Source organism: Phycisphaerales bacterium (genome assembly GCA_040221175.1).
Lineage (GTDB): Bacteria > Planctomycetota > Phycisphaerae > Phycisphaerales > UBA1924 > JAHCJI01.
In genome coordinates, this window is record JAVJVK010000004.1 from 698197 (window position 1) to 723457 (window position 25261).

Here is a 25261-nt window from a genome sequence, read left to right on the forward strand (position 1 = left end):
TTCAGGGGATCGAGCAACGAACAGCGCCCGGGAGCGATCCCGGGCGCTTTCGCGTTTAACGCTTGTCGAACTGCTTGAGCTTCAGGCGGGTGCGGTGGTGCTCGGGCGCTACGGTGCCGCCGGCTGTCTGGCCCTTCATGTAGTCCTTCTGCCAGGTGTCCTGGCCGCCCTGGTGGCGGGTGATGGCTTGCTGGCGGCTGGCGGCCCAACTCAGGTAGGCCTTCTGCGTGGCGGGCTCCTTTTCGATGTTGATCGCGCCCGGCTCGGTCCACTCGAGCAGCGCGAGCGGGTAGGGCGTGATCATGCAGATGGGCTCGCCCTTGCGGAACCACACGTCGGTGCCGCGCTTCATGATCTTCCAGTTCATCGTGAACGTGCTGGGCGACCAGTCGGTCTCGACCAGGCCGTCGAGCGGGACGGCGTAGTCCTTGGGGTAGTTGGTCGCGCCGCGGACCATGAGCCCGATCCTGGGTGGCGTGCGGAAGAGCCAGGGCAGGCGGAAGGTGACGATGCCGCTACCGAAGTGGCTGACGATGAACTGGTCGATGCCCTTGGGTCCATCGTGGACCTTGATGGTCAGGGCGTCGGGCATGTCCTTTCCGTTCCAGCGCATCGAGACCGTGGCCGGGCATGGGATGACCCAGCCGCTCTGGTTGGCCATGGCCAGGGGCAGGCAGCGGTACGCCCCCTTGCCGGGCGTCTTGTCCATCCATTCACGGGTGGGACCGGCGGGCTCGATGCTCCAGCCGGTATCGTCGCTGACGATGTAGGCGGTCAGGGGGCAGGGTCCGTCGATGGTGACCGTTTCGGGCATGGGGTCTCGCTCCTGGGGTGTCTGCCTGCCAGCATACGGGGCCGGGAGCGGGTCCACGAAAACTTCACACAGATCATGAACCGAACACTTGACGGGTTGTTCGGGCTCTGGTACACTGGCCCGGCCGGGCACGCGACCAGCGCCGCCCCCGGCCCCCGACGCCCTTCGGTCATGGTGGACCGGGCCCGGGCCACGAGCGCTGCAGCGGTGTGACGCCCGGCTGGAGCACGAGATGCTTCAGCAGGCCACGGCACGCCGAAACAACTGGAGGTGCCCCCATGGCACGCACGAAGGGTTCTGCCGGTTCCGCGACCGCCGAGAAGTCCTCGAAGTCTGGCGCCAAGACGGACGAAAAGTCCAACGGCGCCGTCGAGGTCGTTGCCCCCGAGAAGGACAAGGGCGACGCCAAGGCCCCCACCACCACCGCCCCTCAGAAAGCCGAACCAAGCCCCGAGAAGGCCAAGGCGTTGAACCTGGCCGTCGGGCAGATCGAGCGCAACTTCGGCAAGGGCGCGATCATGCGCCTGGACGAGAACGCGGCGCTCAACATCCCGGGCATCAGCACCGGCGCACTCTCGCTCGACCTGGCCCTGGGCGGGCGCGGCATCCCGCGAGGCCGCATCGTTGAGATATTCGGCCCCGAATCCAGCGGTAAGACGACCCTGGCGCTGACGGTGGCGGCCCATGCCCAGCAGAGCGGCGGCGTGGCGGCGTTCATCGATGCCGAGCACGCGCTGGACCCCTCCTGGGCCCGCCGCCTGGGCGTGAACATCGATGATCTGCTGGTGAGCCAGCCCGACACGGGCGAGCAGGCGCTGGAGATCTGCGAGCTGCTGGTGCGGTCCAACGCTGTGGACGTCATCGTGGTCGACTCGGTCGCGGCGTTGATCCCCAGGGCCGAGATCGAGGGCGAGATGGGCGACAGCCACGTGGGCCTCCAGGCGCGGCTCATGAGCCAGGCCATGCGCAAGCTCACCGGCATCATCGCCCGAAGCAACTGCACGGTGATCTTCATCAACCAGATCCGCGAGAAGATCGGCGTGATGTTCGGCAGCCCCGAGACCACCCCCGGCGGGCGGGCCCTGAAGTTCTACAGCTCGGTGCGCATCGACATCCGCCGCATCGGCTCGATCAAGGAGGGCGACGAGGCCGTGGGCAACCGCGTGCGCGCCAAGGTGGTGAAGAACAAGGTGGCCCCGCCCTTCCGACAGACCGAGTTCGACATCATGTTTAACGAGGGCATCAGCATCTCGGGCGACCTGATCGACCTGGGCGTGGAGTACAAGGTCGTCGACAAGAGCGGCGCCTGGTTCAGCTACGGCGAGGTGCGGCTGGGCCAGGGCCGGGAGAACTCCAAGCAGTTCATCCGCGAGAATCCGGACCTGGCCAAGGAGATCCGCTCCAAGGTGCTCGAGCGGTACATCGCGCGAGCCCAGGCCAAGGAGCAGGGCGGCAAGCGGTAGGCCGCCATCGAGCCTGGCAGGCAGGGCTGGCCCCAAAGGGGGTCGGCCGGCCGGATTGGCTTGGCTTGGCTGGATTGGCCTGACTGGGTTGAATTGGCTGGGTTGAATTGGCTGGGTTGCTTGGGGGTGGGGATGCGTGCTACACTCCCCACCGCCATCTGGCACCCACCGCGGATGTGGCGGAATTGGCAGACGCGCTAGGTTCAGGTCCTAGTGGGAGTAAAATCCCGTGGAGGTTCGACTCCTCTCATCCGCACTCAAACCCCGGGCTTGTCCCGGGGTTTTTTGTTTGGGCTCAGAGCCCCTCGAACTCCAGGTCGGCAGAGGCATCCAGCCCGTAGACCTCCAGCAACACAACGCCAACGAGCCCGACGGCGGCTTCGATGTCGCCGCCGAGATTGGCCGACAGCACTTCCACCCCGTCTGGATCGTTCTCCACCGGCACCGACACGCCGTGAGTTGGAAGGACCCGCTTGGCCCGCTCGGCTTCGCCGACCGAAAGCGCAACCAGTGGGAGATCAAAAATCAGATCTTCCCCAGCCCCGCCAGCAAACTGCACAAACTTGTCCGAGCCATCAACAGTGATGATGAGGAATGGCGCCTCTCCGAGCGAGTCAGGCTGGCGCTCCATCAACGCTCGGAGTTCCCGGCGTACCGCGTCAGCCTGATCGTACATACTGACACCCTCGTCCGGGCTCTCACTCGTGGACGATTGCACCGGCGGTGGCGATTCGCTGCAACCGAGCACAAGTATCATCGCAGCTAGAACTGGCAATGCCGCAATGTGCCGCATCAACTGCCCCTTGTGCGCGCCCAAGGCCAACTTGCAAATGCCGGAGGGGGGACTCGAACCCCCACTCTGTCTCCAGAAGTGGATTTTGAATCCACCGCGTCTGCCAATTCCGCCACTCCGGCGAGGGGGCTGGATGATAGCCGGGCGGATTGAGGGGGCGGCATGCTGAATCGATGGACAGGGCGTGGAGTAGTGGCTGAGCCAGCTGGTGAGAGGTCCGGGCCTGAGCCGGCGCTCGGGTATCAAACGCCGATCATCGACGATGCCATCGACCAGGCCGAGACGAGCAGCACGACAGCCAGGGTTGGGACGGCGATCCATGCGCGAAACCATGGCGCACGCCGCAGCCATCCGAGGACGAGGCAGAGCGCGAAGAACACCGTCACGCACCCCGCCGCCAGGCCCAGGCTCATGCCGGCAACGGACGTCCACCGATCGTGGTCTGGCAGGGCGGCAATCGTCGGATCGGTCGCCAGGCTGGCGCCCTGGAGCAAACCGAGCAACAGCAAGGGACTGGTCCATCCGCGTGCGCGGTCGCTGCTCACCAGGCCGGCGATCGCCAGGACGACGACCGACGCGGGCGTCGCGACGTCGAGCATCTTCGGAGCGGCGTCGATGGCCCCGACCGACACCAGGCCGAATGCCCCCCCGAGCCCCACGAGCAAAGCGCTCATACCCGCGACGTGCTGCTCGAATCTCAGCCCCAGCAGGACCAGCGCGAGCACGAACAACTGCGGCATCGTCGCACGATCGAAGAATCCCACGTAGCCGTCCAGGGCGTGAGACGAGCCGGCACGAACGGACGTTCGTCTGGAAGTGTGAGCATCTGATGGAACAAGCGGGGTAGTCGAGCCCACGTACGCGACGTCGATGGCCGCCGACCACTCGCCGGTGGGCACGTGCATGATCATCGCTTCGCGACCGGGTCGATGCACCGACAGCAGCATCTGGTCGAGGACGTACGGACCGCGAATCGCCAGCTCTGCGGCTGTTGCAGGGAGCGTGCCGCGAAGGACGAACTCACCGGCCAGTGGAAATCGGAGCGAGGGGTTCTCCAGCCTCCAGGCATCGACCGTTTCGAGCGTCGGCGCGCTGACGACGGCCATGGAAACGGGCACGCCGTCCACCGTGACCTGGAAGCTGGCCGCGAACCGCTCGCGACTCTCGTGCAACGCGGCGCCGAGCACGCCGGGCGGGCCCTCCAGCAAGTCGTACATCTGCCAGTCCATCACCCGCTCGGACGTGTCGTTGAGCGCATAGGCCAGTACATCGTGCGTGACGCGCAGCTCGATCTCACCGCCGCGGGCGCCCCGGTCGATCTCTACCACTGCCACGGTCGCCAGCGTCGGGTGTGCGCTCGCACATGCAGCCATGCAGAGCACGAGCGTGAGGCACAAGCGGATCATTGCGGCGGTTGGCTCATGAGCGTGTTGATCGCGTGCTCGGTCAATGCCTGGTCCCAGATGGTCAGGTTCGCAAGATCACCCTCGTAGCGATATCGCCCATCCCACGGGTCGACGGGCGCGATGAGCACCTTCGACTCGTCGTCGGCCAGTCGCACGGCTCGCTCGCCGATGAGCTTGCCGTCCTTGTAGAGCCGGCCGACCTCGCCGTCGTAGGTCGCGGTAATCATCTGCCAGCGGCCCGTGTCGTACGCCGTTCGGCTGGGCACGTCCTGGTTGTGGCTCCACAAATGGACGCCGCTGGCAAATTTGGCGAAGTAGCGGGCCTGACCGCCCGTTCGTGCGTCACAGTTGCCAAAGCCAACCAACAGCGTGCGATTGTCGGGCTGCTCGTCGAAGCGGACCCACACGTTCATGGTCCACGCATCGCCAGCGGCAACGGGGAGTTGACCGACGTCCTCGAGGGTGGAGCCATACAGGTTCTTCGAGATCGTGTCGAGCCCGAAGGTCGGCCCCGAGACAACGAGCGTGTGCATGTCGTTCGAAAGCGTGTTGGCGGCGGGCGAAGCATCCTGCACGCGCGCCAGGTTCAGGGAGTAGGGCGTGCCGGCGTCGGGCGCGTCGGCGAGTTCGAGCATCGCGGTCCGACCGTCTTCGCCCATCGATACGCCTCGGATCTCGATGGCAGGATCGATCGATACATCGCTGGCGGCGATCGCCTGCACGGGCTCGGAAAAGCTCAGGCGGATGCGCGGCGTGGCGTACATCGCCAGCACCTCCTCGACGCGGGGCTTGGTCTGGTCGTTTACTCGGATGATCTGCTGCTGGACGGGGCCCACGCTGCCGTCGTCGTTGAGCATGGCGGCGCGGATCGTCGTCGTCTGGTTGAGGACGATCGGCCGCTCGTAGGCGGGCGAATCGGCGGTCGGTTCGCGGCCATCGGTCGTGTAGCGGAACGAGCCGGGCTTCCAGTAGAGGCTGGGCTGGATGGTGGCTTCGATGGTGTCGGTGTGCGTGCCGTCGGCGCCACCGGGCGTTGCATCCACCTGGATGGTCGGCGGGCGGTACTGGTGATCGCTGAGCGTGTCGAAGAGCGCCCTTGCCGGCGTGGCCGAGTGACCAACGTTGGCGACCGTGGCCGCGAAGATCGTGATGCGCGGGTCGTCGGGCAGCGTGATGGTGCGTGCGCCCTCGGGCAGTGCGATCGCCTTGCGGAAGAGATAGCAATAGCGGTAGATCGCGTCGGAATCATCCGTGTGGTGGTGCGAGGCGTACCAGGCGATCTCGTCGTGCTTGATGAATCCGGGCGTGAGGCCGATGATGTCGGTGCGGCCCCAAGGGTAGCGTGGGTTGGTGACGTCGCCGGGCCACTCGCGGCGGTCCCACTGGCCCACGTAACCGTCCCAGGCCTGGGCGGAGAGGTAGGTCTCGCTGCCGTTGATGTTGAGGAACGCGTGGGCGTCGTCTTCGCTCGAGGCCAGCAGCAGGTACAGCGTGTCGTAATCGCCCTCGGGCAGAGTGATCTCCTGGCCCTGGCACCGCAGTGCGTTCGGCGCGTCATGGTTGCCCAGATCAAAGTCGACGCCGCCCAGCGTGATGGTGTCGGGCAGCATCTCGGCGGGGTACGAGCGGCCGTCGCCGGTGAAGGCGCCGGAAGCGCGGTCGGCATTGGCCGTCATGGCATCGGTGTTGAAGGGCAGTTCGATGCTTCGGGCCTTGGGCGTTGCCACGCTCGACGAAACGTCTTGGATGCTCAGGGCGATTGCCTCGAGGCCATACCCGCCCAGGCTCGTCGTGAGCGTGCCGTCGCGGGCCTCCAGGTCAGCCATGGGCCGTTCCTGGCCATCGATCTGTCGGGCGTTGGTGATAGCGCCGATACCGCTGGAGATGGTGACGTTCTTCGCGGGTCTGCCGGTGTGCTCGCGCAACCGGATGACGATCTCGCCGGTGTCCTCGGCCTTCTTCATGGCCTGCACGCTGACGGCGGGGTCATCGACGCTCAGGAGCGAGATTGTTTTGCCCAACTCGCCGCTGTGCGAGGTCGTGCGGAACGGGATGAGCGGCTGGTTAAGCGCGGCGGCGTGCTGGTAGCTCTCACCCTCGCGCCAGTCGCCGGCGTGGCCCTGCACGGCGTAGAGCACGTGGTGGCGGCCCAGGTCCTGGCTCTGCTGGTCGGGGTAGCCGCCGCGGACGCCGGGAGTGAACAGCAGCGTGAGGCGGACGGTGTTGTCGTCTGGCTTGTCGGCGGCGTACTTGCTGTCGCACATCACGGTCGTGCCGTGGCTGCCGCTGGTGTCGGTCAGGTCGAACCATTGGTGGAAGAGGTACTCGTACTGGCGCGGGTGGCCGTTGCCTCGCTCGATCGTGCCCAGGTGGATGTCGTAGGTGGCCTTCGGGTTGCTGGCCGTCAGCGGGAAGGCGGCTCGGACGCTGCGCTCGCGCGTATTCCAATCGATGTCGGTATCGAACTCGACACGATCGCTGCCGGCGCCCAGGCGGATGCGCTGGGTAAAGGTCGAGCCCTCGGCCTGCCTGGTCACCTCGACGGCCACGCGGGCCGGACCGTTCTCGATGACCTCGAACTCGACCGGGCCTTCCTCGCCGACGAATGCCTTGGCGGGGAGCTGGCGGTCTTCCCAGTCCATGTTCCACGCGGGCCACTGGCTTGGATTCTCGTAGTGCAGGCCGATGCGCGCGGGGGCGCTGAGCAACTCGGTATCGGCCTGCTTATCGAAGATGGACTCGACGTCGCCCTGAGCGTTGAGCTTGACAATGTAGCTTGCGTTCTCGAGGCGGCGGCCGTCGGGCGCGATGCTGAGTTCGCTGGGCTGGCCCGGGAAACCGGCCTCGCTCAGGCGGACGTCGTAGGTCGCGAAGCCGATCGAAGGCGCGCTGGCGACGAAGGCGACGCGGGCGTAGCCATGGGCGTCATCGACCCAAAGGAGCTGCGCGGGCACGGGCTGGCCATGGGCATCGAGCACGACCACGGCCTTGGGCGTCGGGCCCTCGAAGGTCAGCTCGGCCTCGACGATGTCGGTGCGCTCCCACGAGACCGGGTTGTAGACGACGATGGGCGTGCCCTCGGCCGAGGTATCCATCGCGCTGATGATGACCGAAGCCGCGTCGGTGAGGACCGCGCCGAACTGATTGGCGGCGATGACTTCGTCATTCCAGCTCAGATCGTACGCGAGCGGCACGCTGGTGCCGGGCAGGATGTCGTGCATCTGCGAGCCCAGCACGAGCTCCCACGCGTCCTGCAGCCGCTGGCCGGGGTAGTCGCGGGCGCCCAGCAGCATGGCGCCCACGGCCGCCTTCTCGGCGGCGTCGGCGAGCTGCTCGTTCTTGCGGTTCCATCGCTTCATGTAGGCCTGGGACGAGATGCTGCCGGCCGAGTGCTCGATGAGCTGGAGCTCGCCCTTGTAAGTGGGCAGGGCGTCGCGCTGCTCGGGCGTGATAGCCTCGAACATGAGGTCGGCCCGCTGGGCGATGACGTTGATCTTTGCGTCAGCGTTCTTGCTGTGGGCCACGCTCTGCTCGACCATCGCGACCGAGGCTTCGCGGGGCGCACCGCCCTGATCGCCCACGCCGTAGTAGTGGTAATCGACGTAGACGCCCGACGCGTCGCCGTTGTTGTTGATGCGGGTGAGCCAGCCCTCGTCCATCGAGAGGTCGTTGCGAACGTCGCCCACGTAGGCGCCGGGGTCGAGGGCGGCGATGATCGACTCACCGTCGGGCCCCTCCCACACGCCCACCTTGAAGGGAATCGGTGTGACGGCGTTCCAGGTGAGCTTCTGCGTGCTGAAGCCCTCGAGCCCGCAGTGGGCCAGCAGGCTGGGCAGCGCCGCGGGGAAGCCGAAGCAGTCGGGCAGCATGAATTCGTTGCTGGTGACGCCGAACGTATCGCGGGCGTACTTGTTGCCGTAGAGGACGTGGCGGATCTGGGACTCACCAGAGGGCACGTTGGCGTCGTTCTCGTCGACGGCCGAGCCCGAGGGGAACCAGCGGCCCTGGGCGACATACTTCTTGAGGGTTTCGAAGTCTTCGGGGTAGTACTCCTCCATCATCTCGAAGCGGCGGGAGCCACCGAAATTGAAGACGTAGCCGGGGAACTTCTCGAAGCGGTCGAAGTTCTGGTGCAGCGTGTTGGGAATGAACTCGCGAATGGTGTCGAAGTAGGTCCAGCGCCACTGGGTGTCCAGGTGGGCGTAGCCAACGACGAAGAGGGTGGGCTCGGTCAGGTCGAGGGTGGCGGGGTCTGGCCCGGGGGCGTCCTGCTCCTGAGCAGCCGCGAGGGTCGTCGCCGCCAGTGCCATGCCCGCCGCCGCCACAAGGATGCTGGTCATCGTCATGCTCCGTCGAATCGGGGCCAAGCGGCCCGTACGCCCTGGGAGTGAGTCCGTCAAAGTCGATGGTACCCGCCCGGCTGAGCGTGTCGGCACCGAGCGATTGGATGACCGGCAGATCGCGCTATGAGGCGGTGATCCGCCTTCGGTCGGGTTTGTTGGTAGGATTGGCGCTGTTGGGGGGAGCAAGGCCCTGGCTTGCGCCAGGGCTGCGTGGGGTGTTGTTGATTGGGGCGAATGACATGGGCGTGGTCGTCGATGAACTGAAGAAGCTGCGGCAGCACCTGCTGACGGGCGTGTCCTTTGCCATCCCGTTCATCGCGTGCGGCGGCATCCTGATCGCCCTGTCGCTGGCGTTCGCACCAAAGATCGAAGGCATGGGCCTGGGCGAGAGCCTGGGCACGCTCGAACCGATCTGGGCGCGAAACCTGTTCCAGACGACGCTCGCGATCGGCGTGGCGGCATTCACGCTGATGCTTCCGGTGCTGGGCGGATACATCGCCTATTCCATCGCGGGCAAGCCGGGGCTGGTGGCAGGCATGCTCGGCGGATGGTTCAGCGGACACCTGAGCGTGCCATGGGACCCCGACGCCGGCGAGGTCAGCGCGGGCTTTCTTGGCGCGATCGTGGCGGGCATCATCGCGGGCTACGTGGTGCAGGCGCTCAAGAAGATTCCGACGAATCGCTACGTCAAGCCGTTGATGCCGATCCTGGTAATTCCGGTTGTCAGCGCACTGGTCATCGGCGTGCTGATGCTGCTGGTGATTGGTCCGCCCATCGCCTCGCTGATGGGCTGGATGACGGCCGGACTGGAAGACATGCAGGGCGGCAGCGTCGTACTGCTGGCGGCGCTGCTTGGGGCCATGATCGCCTTCGACATGGGCGGACCGGTCAACAAGGTTGCGTTCTTCTTTGCGGCCGGCCTGATCCAGGATGGCAACATCATGGTCATGGGCCCGGTGGCGGCGGCGATCTGCACGCCGCCGCTGGGGCTGGGGCTGGCGACGGTCATCGCTCGCAGGATGTGGCGTGAAGACCAACGGGAAGCCGGGCTGGCGGCGTTGGGCATGGGCATGATCGGGATCACCGAGGGGGCGATCCCTTTCGCGGCGGCCGACCCGCTGCGCGTGATCCCGTGCATCATGCTCGGTTCGATGACCGCGAGCGTGACGGCCATGCTGGCATCGGTGGGCAACCACGCGCCGCATGGCGGGCCCATCGTGCTGTTCGTGGTCGAGAACAAGCTGATGTATCTCGTGGCGATCGCGATCGGCACGCTCGTGACGGCCGGGTCGGTGCTGGCCGTGAAGAAGCTCACCGCCGGCACGCCGCCCGAGGCCGCCGAGAAGGAGGATACTCGATGAAGATCGTCGCCGTCACGGCGTGCCCGACGGGCATCGCCCATACGTACATGGCCGCCGAGCAACTCGAGCGGGCGGCGACCGCCGCCGGGCACGAGGTGCAGGTGGAGACGCAGGGCTCAATGGGCATCGAGAACGAACTGAGCACGCAGGCCATCGATGCCGCCGACGTGGTGATCTTCGCGGTGGACATCGAAGTGGAAAAGAAGGAACGCTTCGAGGGCAAGAAGATCATCCAGGCCAGCGTGTCGGAAGCCATCAAGAAGCCCGAGAAGCTCGTGGCCCGCGCGAGCGAGTAGGCCATGACGCACGCGGCCGAGCATCGCTTCGTGTGCGAATTGCCCCATGGGCTGCATGCGCGACCGGCGAGCGTGCTGGCCGAGGCGGCCGGCGGGTTCGCCGCCACCATCGAGATCGTTCGCGACGACGGACCGATTGCCGACGCGCGGAGCGTGCTGTCGGTGGTCGGGCTGGACGTGCAACAGGGCGACGGATTCACGATCCGCGCGGAAGGTGACGACGCCACGGACGCCGTGGCCGCGCTGCGGACGATCATCCAGACGAGCCTACATGATGATGGGGACGAAACGCCGAACGGCGTCGAGTGCCGCCTGCCGCCCGTGCTGCGCATGCTCGGTGTGCCGCACGTGCCGGGCCTGGGGGTGAGCAGCGGCGGCGGCATGGGGCGCGCGGTCTGCGTTGGTGGCCTGACGCTGCCCGAGGCGGCCCGTACTGCGAAGCCGGCATCGAAGGATGAAGAGCTGACCGCTGCTCGCCGGGCCGTATGTGCGGTGACCGAGTCGCTCCGGACGCGGGCGAGCCAGACACTCGACGACATGGAGGCCTCGCTCCTGCGTGCGCACGCCCAGATTGCCGGCGATGCGGCGCTCTGGTCGGCGATCGAAGCGCAGGTGGACAAGGGTGAGACCGCCCCCCGCGCCGTGATCAGCGCGGCCGAGGAGTTGGCCGCCCGGCTGCGCAGCGTCGATAGCGCGTACGTTCGCGAGCGAGCGGTCGACGTGATCGATATCGCGATGCAGTTGGTGGACGAACTGATTCCCGGGTCGATGAGCGCGGCGTGTCCTGGCCTCGAAGAAGACTCGGTGGTCTTTGCGGATATGCTGACGGCCAACCAGTTGCTGGGCATGGATCGGCGGCACCTTCGGGGACTGGTGCTTGGACCGATCGGCCGCACGTCGCACACGGTGATCCTTGCCCGGGGCATGGGCCTGCCGTGCGTGATCGACGTCGCTCGGGCAGCGGGCGTAGCCCGGCCGGGCGTGCACGCGGTCGTCGATGGCGATGGCGGCTTTGTCATCTCACCCATCGACGAGCGGGTACGGCGCTTCTATGCGAGCGAAGAGCGCACGTTGCAGCGGCGCCGTGACCGCGAGCGACCGCTGGTGTGCAAGCCCGCCCGAACCGTCGACGGGCGCGCTCTGGAAGTTGGCGTGACGCCGGTGGATGCCGCCGAGACGGCGCAGGCCGTCGAGAACGGCGCCGACGGGGTCGGGCTGTTCCGCACCGAGTTTCTGTATGTCCACCGGGACGAGCCCCCGGGCGAGGCCGAACAGCGCGAGGTGTATGAAGCGGTCATCGACGCGGCCGGTGACAACCCCGTGATCCTGCGAACATTCGATATCGGCGGGGACAAGCCGGCGCCGTACCTCCGGCTGGCTCGAGAGGATAACCCGTTCCTCGGCGTACGCGGCGTGCGCCTGTACGAGCGGCGCCCCGACCTGCTGGACACGCAGCTGCGCGCGATGTCCGCCGCCGCGCACGGTCGGCCGTTGAGGGTGATGGCGCCGATGGTCTCGACGGTCGCCGAGATGGCGTGGTTCCGGGAACGCGTCGCTTCGGTTGACGAGGGCATGCAGGTGGGCATGATGGTCGAGGTTCCGGCGGTCGCTCTGTCGCTGGACCGCTTTGCGCCGCACGTCGATTTCGTGAGCCTTGGAACCAACGACCTGTGCCAGTACTGGATGGCCGCCGACCGCGGCAACGTCGCGGTGGCCGGCCTGGGCGACGAACTGCAGCCTGCGTTCCTGCGGGTGCTGCGGCGCATCGTCGATGATGCTCACAACGCTGGGGTGTGGGTGGGCGTGTGCGGCGAGATGGGTGGGCGCGTGGCCAACGTGCCGATCATGCTCGGCCTGGGTGTTGACGAGGTCAGCGCGGGCTCGGCCGACGTGGCGGCCATCAAACTCGCGGTTGGCGAAGCCGATGCGCAGCGCTGCCGGGAACTCGTGGAAGCGGCGTGCCAGTTGGATTCGCCCGGGGACGTCCGTTCAATGCTGGCGGGCTTCGCATGGCGGGCGGTGCGCGATGGGCCGCCGATCATCGATGCCGCATGCATCGAGGTTGGCGTTGATGCCGTCAGCAAGGCCGAAGCCATCAAGGCGGCGGTGGACCTGCTGGCGATCTCGGGGCGGACCGAGCGACCGCGGGAGATCGAAGAAGCCGCGTGGGCGCGCGAGGCGACGTATTCGACCGGGCTCGGCTACGGATTTGCCGTGCCACACTGCAAGTGTGCCTCGGTCAAGTGGCCGACGCTGGCGGTCATCAAGCTGAACGAGCCGGTCGATTGGGAAGCCATGGACGACCAGCCGGTGCACACGGTGCTGCTGCTGGCGATGCCCGAGGGCGAGGCGGCGGGCGGCGGCGGCGCAGCACACCTGAAGGTATTTGCCACCCTGGCCCGCAGGCTGATGCACGAGGGCTTCCGCGACCGGATGGCGTCGTGCAACGACGCGGCGTCGATCGAAGCGCTACTCCACGAAGAGCTTGGAATCTGATTTCAGGCCGTGACCGGTTGTGCCGTGGGCCGTGCGGCGAGATCGGCGACTTCGACCGTGGGCAAGCCCGGGGCCTCGACGCCCGCGTACGCCAAGCCGCGTTGCTCGCAGAGCATCTTCGCGGTGATCTGGCTTGAAAGGAAGATCACCGGCAGGCCGCTGCCCGGGTGCGTGCCTCCGCCGACCATCCACACGCCTTCCAGGCCCTGCAACTTGTGGCGCGGGCGCTTGTGCAGCATCTGGCCCAGATTGTGGGCCAGATTGAACGTGGCGCCGTGGTTGATGTTCATCGCCGCCCAGTCGTCGGCGGCGACCATCTGCTCGCACTGGATGCGTTCTTCGATTCGCTCGATGCCGAAGACGGTCTCCAGTTGGGCCAGCATGTCGGCGCGCATCCGCCGGCGCTCGGCCTTGAAGTTCACGTCGCTGCGCTCGTTGGGCGTGGGCATGAGGACGTACAGGGCGCTGCACCCGGGAGGGGCCATCGAGGGATCGGTGGCGACCGGGTTGCAGACGTAGGCCGAAGGGTCTTCGCTCAGCGTGCCCAGGCGCGAGATTTCCTCGAGGTTCTGCTCGTACCGCGAGGATATGTAGATGGTGTGGTGCGGGAGGTCCGTCGGGCCCTCGATGCCCAGGTACAGCATCGCCGTCGAGCAGGAATACTTCTTGTCATCGATCGCCCTGGGCGTGGCATAGCCCGCCACGCGGCGGAGCGCGTCGGGCGGAATCAGGTGCTTGAGCGCCCAGGGCGCGTCGGCATTGACGACGATGTCGGCGTGTTCGTGGTGGGATCCGTCGACGACCACGCCGGTCGCCCGGCTTCCTTCGAACGTCAGACGCTCGACGGGCGCGCCGGTGCAGATCTCGACGCCCATCTGTTCGCACGCGCCCGCCATGGCATGCATTAGTTGGTTCAGGCCGCCGGTGACGTGCCACACGCCGTACTCGTATTCGATGAACGGCAGGATGGTGAACAGGCTGGGGCAGTCGAAGGGGCTCATGCCCAGGTACTTGCTCTGGAAGCTCACGGCAAGCCGCACTTGCGGATGGTTGAAGTACTTGCTCAGGAGCTGGTGCACGCTCTGGTGGGGATTGATGTGGGGCAGAGCCTTGATGGCGTCGGCCTTGAGCAGGTCCAGCGGTGAACGGATGGCCCGGCGCAGGATGGGCTCGGCCGCGGTGAGCTTGGCGCGGTTGTCGATGATAAAACGCTCGAAGGCGGCGCCGTCCTTTGCATCGATCGTTCCGATGCGCCGGGCCATCTCGGCCACGTCTTGCGTGGTGTCGAGCGAGATCGGATCCTGGCCCGACCGTCCCAGCAGCAAGCGGTACATCGGGTCGAGCCGCGTGAGTTCGACCGCGTCGGCCAGGCGCAGGCCGGCGGCGCGGAAGATCTCGTCGAGCACGTAGGGCATCAGGAAGAACGTGGGGCCCAGGTCGAAGCGGAACTCGCCCGACTCGCCCTGCAGCGAAACGCGGCTGGTGCGCCCGCCGACGCGGGACTGGGCCTCGTAGACCTTCACGCGGGCGCCGCTGGCCGCCAGCAGCATCGCGGCCGCCAAGCCACCCGGACCGGCGCCGATGATCGCGATGGGGTTGTCTGCCTTGGGCGTGGGCGCACTCATGGGTCTCACTATACTGCCGTCGATGACCCCCGCCGAGCACGCGAGCGCACCGAACGCGGGACTGCCCGCACCCCGCGGGGGTTTGACGCAGCCGTCGTGGACCCTCCGCGAGCGGCTGGCGTGGGTGCGACGGTTCCGGCGGGCGGTCGTGACCGGTCAGGACGAGTTGATCACGCTGGCGGGCGAGGAGGTCCGCAAGGACGCGTTCGAGACGCTGGTGAGCGACCTGGTGCCGCTCTTGAGCAGTTGCAGGTGGCACGAGCGCCACGCGGGGCGGGTGCTGCGGACGCGGCGGCTGCGCGGCGGGAGCGTCTGGCAGATCGGCCAGCGGCACTGGCTGCGGCGCGAGCCCCTGGGGCTCGTTGGCATCATCGCGACGTGGAACTACCCGGTGCAGCTCCTGGGTATTCAGCTCGTGCAGGCGGTCGTCGCGGGCAACCGGGTGGTCGTGAAGCCCAGCGAGCGGTGCCCGAAGACGCAGGCGCGGCTGCTGGCGATGGCGCAGGAAGCGGGGCTGCCCGAGGGGATGCTGGGCGTGCTGGACGCCACGAGGGAAGCCGGCGCGGCGATGCTCGAACGCGAGCGGCTCGATCACCTGGTGTTCACGGGATCGACGGCGGTCGGTCGCCAGATCGCCGGCGTGCTGGGGCCACGGCTGGTTCCCAGCACGCTGGAACTCTCCGGACGCGACTCGGCGATCCTGCTTGCCGATGCCGACGTCGCGCTGGCGGCGCGATCCATCGGCGCTGCGGTGCGGCTGAACGCCGGGCAGACGTGCATGGCGCCGCGACGCGTGCTGGTGCACGCGGGCATCGCCGAACGCTTTGCCGAAGTGCTTCGCGCGGAGGTGGCCACGGGCGGTGCGCTCACGGCCTGCGATGGCACGCCCTGCCGGGCCCGCGTCGAGGCGTGCGGACCCGGCGATGCGCTGGTCGAGGGCGACCACTTCGAGCCGGTGATCGCGGTGGTGGCGTGCGAGTCGGTCGAGCAGATGCTGCGGATTCACCGCGACGTCGGCCAGCACCTGGCAACCAGCGTGTTCACCGCGAACGTCCGCGGTGCGCGCGAACTCGTCGCGGAGTTGGCCGCCGGCACGGTGACCTTCAATGACGCCGTCATCCCCACCGCACACCCGGGGGCCCCGCTGCCGGCGCTGGGCGCCAGCGGCTGGGGCGTCAGCCGGGGGAAGCTTGGTCTGCTGGCGATGACGCGGCCGGTGCACGTCTCGACGACCAGCCGGCGTCTGCGCGTGCCGACCGACCCGCCAAGCCCGAAGCAGGCCGGGCAGGTGAAGAAGTTCGTGCGATTCTGGTACGGCCGCTAGGCCAGGCCCTTGAGCCAGAGTTCGTGGGGGTGGTGCTCGCCGCCGGTGTCCTTATGCTCGCGCGTCTGGGGCTGGTGGGCGAAGCCCAGGTTGGCCAGGAGCGACTGGGCCCGGGCGTTGGTGGGCTGGACGAACGCGCGCACGGTGGTGCAGCCCAGGCCGGCGGGCAGGTCGGCAAGCGCGTGCTCGGTGACGGCGGCGCAGGCCTCTCGCGCCACGCCCCGACCGCGGGCCTGGGGGGTCAGCCAGAAGGCCAGCTCGGCGTACCACTCCAGCCCCCGCTCGATGGTGATGAGGTTGCAGCAGCCCAGGATGGCCGTGGGGTCCTCGCGGTCGAAGACGGCGCGCCGCATGGCCCCGCCGGTGCGCAGGCCCTTGGCGGTCAGGTCGAGTTGCCGCTTGACGATCTGGCGGGCCTGCTCGCCGGGCAGGTTGACCCCGCTGGTGCCGTCGCCCGAGGCGATGAGGGCATCGATGGCCGCCTCGAAGGCCGTAGCGTCGGCCGGCGTGGCGGGGCGGAGGATCAGGCGATCGGTGTCCAGGCGGGCCCCGGGGGTGTCGCCCGCGAACACCTCCACGGGCCGTCCGGCCGTCGCGGGGGTGGCCGGGGTGGACGGTGGGTGCGGGACCGGGTTGCTGGGGGCCCGATTGCGGGGCGCTGGCTTGGATGGGTCCATGGGCGGGGCCTCGGCGCGGGTGCGTCCTCCTGCGGGCAGTGTCGGCCCGGGCCCGCCCGATCGCTTGAGAAAAGGGGCCTACTCGACCGTGACGCTCTTGGCCAGGTTCCTCGGCTTATCCACGTCGTGGCCGCGGAGCACGGCGGCGTGGTAGGCCATGAGCTGCAGGGGCACCACCGCCACCATGGGGCTCAGGCACTCGGGCACGTCGGGGATGTAGAAGACGTCCTGGGCGTGGTTGCCGATCTCCTGGTCGCCCTCGGTGGCCACGGCGATGACGTGCCCGCCTCGGCTGCGGACCTCGCTGATGTTGCTCATCACCTTCTCGTACTGGCTGCCGCGCGTGGCGATGAAGACCGCGGGCATGCCGTCGTCGATCAGGGCGATGGGCCCGTGCTTCATCTCGGCGGCGGGCATGCCCTCGGCGTGGATGTAGCTGATCTCCTTGAGCTTGAGTGCGCCTTCGAGCGCGGTCGGGTAGTTGTACCCACGCCCCAGGAACAGCCAGTTCTCGCGTTCGATGTACTTCTCGGTGATCGAGCGGATGGAGTCGTTGAGCCCCAGCACTTTCTCGATCTTGTCGGGGATCTGCTCCAGGTCGGCGATGAGCTGGCTGCACTGCTCGGCGCTCATGAAGCGCCGGCGGGCCATGAACAGGCTGATCATGGTGAGCACGGCCACCTGGGCGGTGAACGCCTTGGTGCTGGCCACGCCGATCTCCGGCCCCGCGCGCAGGTACACGCCCGCGTCGGTCTCGCGCGGGATGCTCGAGCCCACGGCGTTGATGACGCCCAGCGCGAGCGCGCCGCGTTCCTTGGCTTCGAGCAGGGCCGCCAGCGTGTCGGCCGTCTCGCCGCTCTGGCTGACGGCCACCACCACCGTGCCCTCTTCGATGATGGGGTTGCGATAGCGGAACTCGCTGGCGTACTCGCACTCGGCGGGAACCTTCGCGAGGTCCTCGAGCAAGTACTCACCGATCATGGCCGAGTGCAGGGCCGTGCCCTGGGCGGCCAGGATGACGCGCCGGCTGCGGACGAGCTGGGGGGCGAACTGCCGCAGGCCGCCCAGCACGACGGTGCCGTCGGCGCCGTTCAGCCGGCCGCGCATGCACATGCGCAGGGCCTTGGGCTGCTCGTAGATCTCCTTCTGCATGAAGTGGGCGTAGCCGCCCAGCTCGATCTGCTCGAGGTCCAGCTCGAGCTGCTCGACCCTGGGCGTCACCGGCACGTTGTGGATGGTGCTGGTGGTGAACTTCTCGCGGGTGATCTTGCAGACGTTGTAGTCTTCCAGCGGGAAGGCCTGGGTCGTGTGGGCGACGATGGCGGCCGGGTCGCTCGCGACGACGAATTCGCCGCTGCCCACGCCCACGAGCAGGGCGCTGCCCTTGCGTGCGCACACGAGCGTGTCGGGCTCCTGCTCGCAGATCACGGCGATGGCGTAGGCGCCGGTGACCTCGCGCAGGGCGGCCTGGACCGACTTTTCCAGGTCCATTCCGTGCTCGGGGTCGTACAGCTCGCCGATGAGCATGGCGAGTACCTCGGTGTCGGTCTCGCTGTGGAAGGTGTGGCCGCGCTCGGTGAGGTAGGTGCGCAGGGCGCTGTAGTTCTCGATGATGCCATTGTGCACCAGCGCGATGCCGTTGCGGTCGTCGCGGTGCGGGTGGGCGTTGGCCTCGGTCACCCCGCCGTGGGTGGCCCAGCGGGTGTGGGCGATGCCCAGCGTGCCCTCGAAGTCGGCGTTGCCCTCGACCTGGGCCTCGAGCTTGGCCACCCGCCCCACCGCCCGGGCGACGCTTAGTCCGCCGTCGATGATGGCCATGCCGGCCGAGTCGTAGCCGCGGTATTCCAGGCGCTTGAGGCCCTCGATGAGCAGTGGGCGGGCCTGGCGGTGCCCGAGGTAGGCGACGATTCCACACATAGACCGAATCTCCTGGCGGCCGACGGGCCTCGAACTGCGTGCGCGGGGCATCCCGCCCACACCGCGGCCCGCCCAACGGTACACGATCGGCATTCGCCGGGTTCGACCGGAAGATTCGCGGGTCCGTGGGTGGGCCCGGGGCGTGGGCCGAAGCGGCTGCCCCATGGCCCGGGAGCCCCGCGCGGTCGTTGCGGAGTCCTCCGCCGTCATGCTGCAGGCCTGCGCCGCCGTCCTGTGGGCCTCCAGAGTGGTTCTGGAGGCCCGCGCGGTCGTGCTGTGGGCCCGCGCGGTCGTTCCGTGGGCCTCCGCGGTGACTCTGTAGGCCTCCAGAATGGCGGCGCAGGGCTTGGTTTCGGTCCGCCCACGCGTTATGAAGGTCCGCGCCGCGGGGGCGACCGCAGATTCGCCAGCATCCGTGCGGGTTTCGCGGCCGGTTGGATAATCGTCGGATTCTAGATGGATTCTGAAAGGGTTGGCCCGCGCTCAGGCCTCCGGCGCGTGCGCTCGCAGGAACCGTTCCAGGTCGTCCAGTTCCACGGGCTTGGGCAGCACCGGCACGTGGTGGACGGCCTCGGGCAGGCTGCCGGGCTCGTGGCCGGTGAGCAGGACCATGGGCACGCCCGCGGCTTCGAGCACGGGGATCAGCGGGTAGACCTGCTCGTCGCCCAGGTTGACGTCGAGGATGGCCGCGGCCGGCAGCGTGCGCTCGGCCAGGGCGCGGGCCTGGGCGACGCTGGAGGCCGGACCGATGATCGCAAAGCCGCGGTGCTCGAGCTCGGCCTTCATCGCCATGGCCAGGGGGGCCAGGTCCTCGACCAGCAGCACGGCCGGGCGTGTGGGTTGGTCGGGATTTGTGTCGGAGCGGGCGGCCTGGTCCGAGATCGCATCGGTGTCGGGCGTTGCGCGGCCGTTCTCGCCGTGGCCATCCGCGTGATCCGGCGCGTCGGCCTGCGTGGGCGCGCGGGTCAGCGGCACGCGAAGAGAAAACGCCAGGCCGCAGGACTCGAAGCGGCGTTCGAGTGTGCCGCCCAGTTCGTAGACGACCAGTTGCTCGATGAGGCGGCTGCCGAAGCCCTCGGCCTTGGGCGCCTCGACGGGGTCGGGGCAGCGCTCGGTCCAGGAAAGCTCCAGCTCTGGCTCGTCGGCCGTGCCGAGGCGTTGCCAGCGGATGTCCAGCGAGCCGCTGGCGGTCGCCAGGCAGCCGTACTTGTGTGCGTTGGTGGCCAGCTCGTGGAGGACCATGTGGACGGCCAGGGCCATGTGGGGGGGCAGGGTGATGTCGGGCCCGCTGGTGTGCAACCGGGCGGCGGCGCCGCCGGTGAGGTCCAGCTCGCTGTCGATGACCCGGCCCAGGGTGACGCCCGTCCAGGTCGTGCGGGTGAGCAGGTTGTGGGCCTTGGCGATCGAGCTCAGGCGGCGTTCGAAGTCTCGGCGGAAGCTGGCCAGGTCCGGCGCTCGGCGCATGGTCTGGCTGGCGATGGACTGGACGACGGCCAGGGTGTTCTTGACGCGGTGGTTCAGCTCGGCCATGACGGTCCTGAGCTGCTCCTCGTGGGCCTTCTGGCGGGTCTGGTCGCGCAGGATCTTGATGAACCCGCGGGGGTAGCCGTTTTCGAGCGGACGCAGCACGCCGTTGGCCCAGAAGCGTGAGCCATCCTTGCGACGGTACCACTGGTCGGTGGCCACCTGGCCCTCGGCCAGCGCGCGGGTGCGCTTGCGCTCGGGCGCCCCCGCGGCGCGATCCTCTTCGGTGTAGAGCGTCTCGGAGGGTGCGCCGATCATCTCCTGGGCGGTGTAGCCAAAGAGCCGCTCGGCGCCGGCGTTCCACGAGGCGATGGTGCCGTCGGGGTCGATCATCAGCATCGCGTACTCGCGGGCGCTCTCGACCAGCAGGCGGTATCGCTGCTCGCTGATGCGCAAGGCCTCTTCGGCGCGCGTGCGCTCGGTGATGTCGTTGAAGAGGATGGCCACGCGATGCTCGGGCGGCTTGCCCATGCAGAAGGCGTAGACGTCGAACCAGCGGTTCATGGCTTCGGAGCGCTCGACGAATCGCTCGGCCTCGCCCGTGGCGGCCACGCGGGCGTACCGCTCGACCCAGTGCGGCTCGAGGTCGGGCACGAGGTCCATGATGCGTTTTCCGACCGCGTCGGTCAGCCCGGTATGCCGCTCGAAGGCGGGGTTGATCTCGGTGAACGCGTAGTCAATGGCCGTGCCCGCGTCGTCGTAGATCAGATCGATGACGCAGAAGCCCTCGTCGATGGATTCGAAGAGCGCGCGGTACTGGGCTTCGCTGGCCTCGAGCGCCGCTTCGGCCCGGCGACGATCGGTCATGTCGGAGATCATGGCGAACATGCCGCGGACTTCGCCAGATTCGTCGACGTCGGGCACGTAGACAGCGCTGACGTCGCGCCGGCCGGCGTTGGGGTAGACCAGGGTGGTCTCGAAGGAAACCTGCCGGCCCGACATCGCCAGTTCCAGGCGCGGGCGGATCTGCTCGTACGCATCGCGTCCCAGGACTTCCTCCACCGGCCGCCCGCTGATCTGCTCGCGCGGCCGGCCGAACCACCGGACGTAGGTCTGGTTGACGAAGCCGAAGCGCCTGTCAACATCGACGTAGGAGATGAGCACGGGGAGCGCATCGGTCAGCAGGCGCATGCGGGCCTCGCTGCGCTGGATGGCCTCTTCGGCCTGCTTGCGATCGGTGATGTCGGTCGCGGCGCCGAACCATTCGACGATGCGGCCGTCGTCGTCGGCCACGGGCACGGCCTTGGAGTGCATCCAGCCGATGCTGCCGTCCTGTCGCAGGAACTGGTGTTCGAGTTCGAACACCTCTCCCCGTTCCTTGGCCCGCGCGACGGCCTCGAGCACCGCCTCCTGGGCGTGATGGGGGATATAGCGTTCGAGCCAGGGCTGGTCGCTCGTGGCGTCTTCGAGGTAGCCGTCCACGTGCAGGCGTCGCATGCGCGTCCAGTCGGGGCTCATGCGGAAGACCACGTCGCTGGTGGCGGTCACGAGCGCGTGCAGCCGCGCTTCGCTGGAGCGCAGGGCCGTCTCAGTGTGTCGTCTTTCCGTCAGGTCGATGGTGACGACGACGATCGTTGTTGGGTCGCCGTCCTTCAGGAGGCTGGCCGTGCTGCTCACGTAGACGCTCGAGCCGTCGGGGCGCCGGTACCGCTTCTCGATCGCGACCGTTTGTCCGGTCTCCAAGAGGCGCTCGACTTCGTCGAGGCAACGCTCGACGTCGTCTGGATGGGTGACGTCCTTGATGGTGCACGCGAGCAGTTCGTCTCGCGATCGCCCCATGATGCGGCACATTTCGTCGTTGGCGTTGATGAAGCGCCCGTCGGCGGTGATCTCGCTGATTCCCACCTTGGCGTTTGCATAGAGCCCAGCCAACCGCTGGCGACTGGTCCTCAGGGCCTGACGGGCCCCGTCGGCGTCGGTCTCGTCGCGGATCCCCAGCAGGATGAGCTGCGCGTGGTCGAGCCGGCGGGCGTTGACGAGCATGAACCGGCGGCCGATGGATTCGAAGTGGTGCTCGACCTCGAAGTTATTGAACACCGTGTTGTCGGGCAGGACGTCCTCGAGTAACGTCCGAAGCGACGGGATATTCCATTGGCCATTGCCCAGGTCGTAGATCTTCCGCCCGATCGTCTCGGCCGGCTCGACTTCGAAGTGCTGGTAGAACGCGCGGTTGGCGCTCTTGACCACCAGGTCCGGCGAAAGCACGAGCAATGGCTCATGCAGCGTCTCGACGATCGCCTGGGCGAACTCTTCGTTCGCGTCGTCAAATAATGGTTCCGGTGGCTGCTTCAACGCATGATGCTATTCCTGGACACGGACATGCCGGCCACGGGCGTCGATGAGGAAATCCTCACATCCGCGGCTCCCTATGCTTGCGCATGAGCCACATGACCCCGGTTTCCACCGATTCTGCAAGCCTCGTCGCCCCGCTCTCCATCGCCGGCCGCACCGTCGACAGCCGCCTGTTCGTGGGCACGGGCAAGTACGCCAGCTACGACCTCATGCAGCGGGCCCTGGAGGCCAGCGGCTGCCGCGTGGTGACCGTGGCGGTGCGGCGCGAGCGCCTGGTGAACGAGAAGGGCGAGAGCCTGCTGGACTACATCGACACCGGCAAGTACACCATCCTGCCCAACACGGCCGGGTGCTTCACGGCCGAGGACGCCGTGCGGGTTGCCCGGCTGGGGCGCGAACTTCTCAGCCAGATCGACAATCCGGGACAGGATTGGGTGAAGCTGGAGGTTCTGGGCGACAAGCGCACGCTGCTGCCCGACCCGGTTGGCACGGTCGAGGCCACGAAGCAACTCATCGACGATGGATTCAAGGTGCTGGTGTACTCCAGCGACGACCCGATCGTGGCCAAGCGGCTGAAGGACCTTGGAGCCGCGAGCGTGATGCCGGCGGGCAGCCCGATCGGCAGCGGGCGCGGCGTGGTGAACCAGGCCAACATCGTGCTGTGTCTTGAGGCGCTCAAGGAGAACGACCCGGACTATCCGGTGATCGTCGACGCGGGCGTGGGCAGCGCGAGCGATGTCTCGGTCGCCATGGAACTGGGCGCCGACGGCGTTCTGCTCAATACCGCCATCGCGCACGCGAAGGACCCGGTCTTGATGGCCCACGCCATGCGCTTGGCCCTGGACGCCGGCTACCTGAGCTACCGCAGCGGCCGCATCGAGAAGAAGCTCTATGCAACGGCCAGCAGTCCGTTCGAGGGCACGATCAGCTACATCCCCGGCGAATAGTCACGCCTGCTTGCCGGCCCGGTACACGTCCGTCGGGATGCCCGCGAACCCCCAGTTCTGCTCGTCGATTTCGTCGATGACGATGTGGGTCTGCTCGGGGCGTTTGTCGAGCACGCGGCTGAGCGTGTCGGTGATCTCGGCGATGATCTGAGCCTTTTGTTCTCGTGTGGCGGCCGGGGTGATGCGGACGTTGACGTAGGGCATGATGATCCTCACGTGGTGGAGCTCAATCGAGCGCGGGCAGCATGACGGCCATCATGGCCGCGACGAGCAGGAAGGCGGCCAGGAAGTATCGGGCTGCCACGCGCTTGCCGTTGCGGGCGCCTCCATGAACGGCGGCAACGTAGGCAACGCGGGCGCTCACCACGCCCGCCGGCACGCCGATGGCAAGCACGAGCAGGGGGAAGGCGGTGAGGAAGAACGCCGAATCTCGGGATCGCAGCGACAGGGCGACGATGGTGATCAAGCCGCTGGTGATTGAAATCAGCCACGGCGCGATCAGATAGACGCGGGTCGACGGCGGCGCCGGGGCTGGCGGCAATGCGTCATGCATGCTGCCCCTGCGCCTCCCCCTGGGCCTGTTGGAGCCTGCCGGCACGGGTCGAGAGGCGGCGTTGTAGCTCGATGACCAGGGTGTCGTCCTCTGGCGGACCGCTCCGCCGCGCGTCGAGCTCGCCGATGATGCGGCGGGGCCAATCGCCCGGTTCGCAGCCGGCCATGGTCATCATGGCGGTCAACCACGAGCGACCGATGCACTTGCCCCGGTCGTCGCGGGCTTCCATCGCGCCGTCGGTGTAGGCAATGAGCATGTCGCCGGGCATGAACGTGTGGGTCTGCGGGTCGGCATGGAAGTCTTCCGGCAGGCAGGCGCCCAGGACGATGGCCGTCGAATCGAGCTCGTCGATCGTGCCGTCGACGCCGCGCAGGAACATGGGCGGGTGGCCGGCGTTGGCGTAGGTGAGCTCGTTGGTCGTCGGGTCGATGCGCAGGCAGACCGCCGAGGCATAAATGCTGTGCTGGGCGAGTGTGAGGTGCACGTAGCGGTTCAGCAGGGCCAGCACGTGGCCCGGCTCGGCGTGGGGATCTTCGGCGTAGATGCGTTCGAGCTCGCCGTGCAGGCGATTGACGGTGAGTGCGGCGGCCAGGCCGTGGCCGGTGACGTCAAGGAGGACAAGGTTGACCGGGACGCGGCCCTCGATGCCCGGGCTCTCGTGGAAGAAGAGGAAGTCGCCGCCGATCTGTCGCATGGGCTGGTAGGTGTAGCGGAAGACCATGTCGCCCACGTCGCGTGGTTCGGGGAAGAGGTCTTCGTGGATGCGGCGGGCGTCGGTCATCTCGCGGCGGACTTCGCCGTAGCGGGTCGAGAGGAATCGCATCTTGTACGCCCGCATTCGGCTTGAGTGCTTGACGGCGCACACCGCGAAACCTGGCGCAACGAACGCGGGGAAGAACGCCAGCCAGAGCCAGCCCAGCGTGGGTGGCAGGTGCATGGCGATGTAGGCCACGGCGTGCAGCCCGAGCACGAGCCCCACCGTCTTGTAGACCTCCTGGGGCGACCAGGGCAGGAAGATGCTGGCCATGAAGAACGAGAAGCCGAAGGCCATCGTCGGCTGGGGTACGTAGCCCAGCGCCTCGGCGCCGGGCAGGCGGAACAGCGCGCCGACCAGGCTCATGACGCCGATGTAGATCAGCAGCATCCGCGTCAGCTTCAGCAGCGTCGCCTTGTCGGGCCGGCTGCGGCGGACGCGCTGGAAGAACCAGACGTAGACGCCGATGTCGACCACGGCGATGCCGGTCATGCCCAGCTTGGTGCTCAGTGGAAAGTCGCTCGGCTGAGCCCACATGAGCATCAGCCCGAACAGGCCGAACAGCCAGAGGCCGAGCGTCGCCGCGAGGAACCACATGAACCGACGACGCAACAGCCGACCCGTCTCGACGTCGAACTCCTGGGCGAACTCGGTAGTAAAGGTGGCGGTGGCCATG

The 25261-nt window shown here is 67.7% G+C and carries 17 protein-coding genes and 2 tRNA genes; 7 read left to right on the forward strand and 12 right to left on the reverse strand.

Annotated features, from left to right (window positions below):
- Window positions 1-55: 55 nt before the first annotated feature.
- Window positions 56-814, reverse strand: a complete 759-nt coding sequence (locus tag RIE32_05300) for a DUF6065 family protein (protein ID MEQ9095662.1) — start codon at window positions 812-814, stop codon at window positions 56-58.
- Between the two features lie 278 nt (window positions 815-1092).
- Here RIE32_05300 and recA point away from each other — a divergent pair, with 278 nt between their 5' ends.
- On the forward strand, window positions 1093-2277 hold the full coding sequence (gene recA / locus RIE32_05305) for a recombinase RecA (GenBank protein ID MEQ9095663.1): 1185 nt from the start codon (window positions 1093-1095) through the stop codon (window positions 2275-2277).
- A gap of 170 nt (window positions 2278-2447) precedes the next feature.
- Window positions 2448-2533, forward strand: a tRNA-Leu gene (locus RIE32_05310).
- A 39-nt stretch (window positions 2534-2572) separates the two neighbouring features.
- On the opposite strand, the gene RIE32_05315 is transcribed toward RIE32_05310, so the two are convergent.
- The 4 genes from RIE32_05315 to RIE32_05330 all read right to left on the reverse strand — a co-directional run bounded on the left by RIE32_05315 (window position 2573) and on the right by RIE32_05330 (window position 8816).
- Window positions 2573-2953 (reverse strand): hypothetical protein, encoded by a 381-nt coding sequence (locus RIE32_05315; protein ID MEQ9095664.1) that lies wholly within the window; start codon window positions 2951-2953, stop codon window positions 2573-2575.
- 155 nt (window positions 2954-3108) lie between these two features.
- Window positions 3109-3192 (reverse strand) — tRNA-Leu (locus RIE32_05320).
- A gap of 120 nt (window positions 3193-3312) precedes the next feature.
- Window positions 3313-4476: a HupE/UreJ family protein gene (locus RIE32_05325; protein MEQ9095665.1), complete on the reverse strand. Its 1164-nt coding sequence runs from the start codon at window positions 4474-4476 to the stop codon at window positions 3313-3315.
- Entirely contained in the window at window positions 4473-8816 is a 4344-nt protein-coding gene (locus RIE32_05330; protein ID MEQ9095666.1) for a glycoside hydrolase family 38 C-terminal domain-containing protein, read from the reverse strand. Before RIE32_05330 ends, RIE32_05325 begins: the two co-directional genes overlap by 4 nt.
- A 242-nt stretch (window positions 8817-9058) precedes the next feature.
- Here RIE32_05330 and RIE32_05335 point away from each other — a divergent pair, with 242 nt between their 5' ends.
- Genes RIE32_05335 through ptsP form a run of 3 tightly spaced genes read left to right on the forward strand, consistent with a single transcriptional unit; the run spans window position 9059 to window position 12972 of the window.
- Window positions 9059-10180, forward strand: coding sequence for a PTS fructose transporter subunit IIC (locus RIE32_05335; protein ID MEQ9095667.1), 1122 nt, complete (start codon window positions 9059-9061; stop codon window positions 10178-10180).
- Window positions 10177-10476, forward strand: coding sequence for a PTS fructose transporter subunit IIB (locus RIE32_05340; protein MEQ9095668.1), 300 nt, complete (start codon window positions 10177-10179; stop codon window positions 10474-10476). The genes RIE32_05335 and RIE32_05340 overlap by 4 nt, the downstream gene beginning before the upstream one ends.
- A gap of 3 nt (window positions 10477-10479) precedes the next feature.
- A complete protein-coding gene (gene ptsP / locus RIE32_05345; protein ID MEQ9095669.1) occupies window positions 10480-12972 on the forward strand; it encodes a phosphoenolpyruvate--protein phosphotransferase in 2493 nt (830 codons plus the stop codon).
- Window positions 12973-12974: 2 nt separating this feature from the next.
- Here the strand turns inward: ptsP and crtI are convergent, their stop codons facing one another.
- The gene (gene crtI, locus RIE32_05350) at window positions 12975-14597 is read right to left on the reverse strand and encodes a phytoene desaturase family protein (GenBank protein MEQ9095670.1); all 1623 of its coding nucleotides are present in this window, start codon (window positions 14595-14597) and stop codon (window positions 12975-12977) included.
- Between the two features lie 22 nt (window positions 14598-14619).
- Between crtI and RIE32_05355 the strand changes: the two genes are divergently transcribed.
- The gene (locus RIE32_05355) at window positions 14620-15921 is read left to right on the forward strand and encodes an aldehyde dehydrogenase (protein MEQ9095671.1); all 1302 of its coding nucleotides are present in this window, start codon (window positions 14620-14622) and stop codon (window positions 15919-15921) included.
- On the opposite strand, the gene RIE32_05360 is transcribed toward RIE32_05355, so the two are convergent.
- The 3 genes from RIE32_05360 to RIE32_05370 form a co-directional block, all read right to left on the reverse strand.
- On the reverse strand, window positions 15918-16499 hold the full coding sequence (locus tag RIE32_05360) for a GNAT family N-acetyltransferase (GenBank protein ID MEQ9095672.1): 582 nt from the start codon (window positions 16497-16499) through the stop codon (window positions 15918-15920). The two genes, RIE32_05355 and RIE32_05360, sit on opposite strands and share 4 nt — an antisense overlap.
- Before the next feature lie 177 nt (window positions 16500-16676).
- Window positions 16677-18515, reverse strand: a complete 1839-nt coding sequence (glmS, locus tag RIE32_05365) for a glutamine--fructose-6-phosphate transaminase (isomerizing) (protein ID MEQ9095673.1) — start codon at window positions 18513-18515, stop codon at window positions 16677-16679.
- A gap of 483 nt (window positions 18516-18998) precedes the next feature.
- Window positions 18999-22331 (reverse strand): PAS domain S-box protein, encoded by a 3333-nt coding sequence (locus RIE32_05370; GenBank protein MEQ9095674.1) that lies wholly within the window; start codon window positions 22329-22331, stop codon window positions 18999-19001.
- Window positions 22332-22417: 86 nt separating this feature from the next.
- Here RIE32_05370 and RIE32_05375 point away from each other — a divergent pair, with 86 nt between their 5' ends.
- Window positions 22418-23278 carry a thiazole synthase gene (locus RIE32_05375; protein ID MEQ9095675.1) on the forward strand — a complete coding sequence of 287 codons (861 nt, stop codon included), beginning with the start codon at window positions 22418-22420 and terminating at the stop codon, window positions 23276-23278.
- On the opposite strand, the gene RIE32_05380 is transcribed toward RIE32_05375, so the two are convergent.
- From RIE32_05380 to RIE32_05390, 3 genes are read right to left on the reverse strand one after another with little or no spacing between them, the layout of a single operon-like run.
- Complete coding sequence (locus RIE32_05380) at window positions 23279-23482, reverse strand: 4-oxalocrotonate tautomerase family protein (protein ID MEQ9095676.1); 204 nt, start codon at window positions 23480-23482, stop codon at window positions 23279-23281.
- Between the two features lie 22 nt (window positions 23483-23504).
- Window positions 23505-23831: a hypothetical protein gene (locus RIE32_05385; GenBank protein MEQ9095677.1), complete on the reverse strand. Its 327-nt coding sequence runs from the start codon at window positions 23829-23831 to the stop codon at window positions 23505-23507.
- Window positions 23824-25260 carry a SpoIIE family protein phosphatase gene (locus RIE32_05390; protein ID MEQ9095678.1) on the reverse strand — a complete coding sequence of 479 codons (1437 nt, stop codon included), beginning with the start codon at window positions 25258-25260 and terminating at the stop codon, window positions 23824-23826. Before RIE32_05390 ends, RIE32_05385 begins: the two co-directional genes overlap by 8 nt.
- Window position 25261 lies beyond the last annotated feature (1 nt).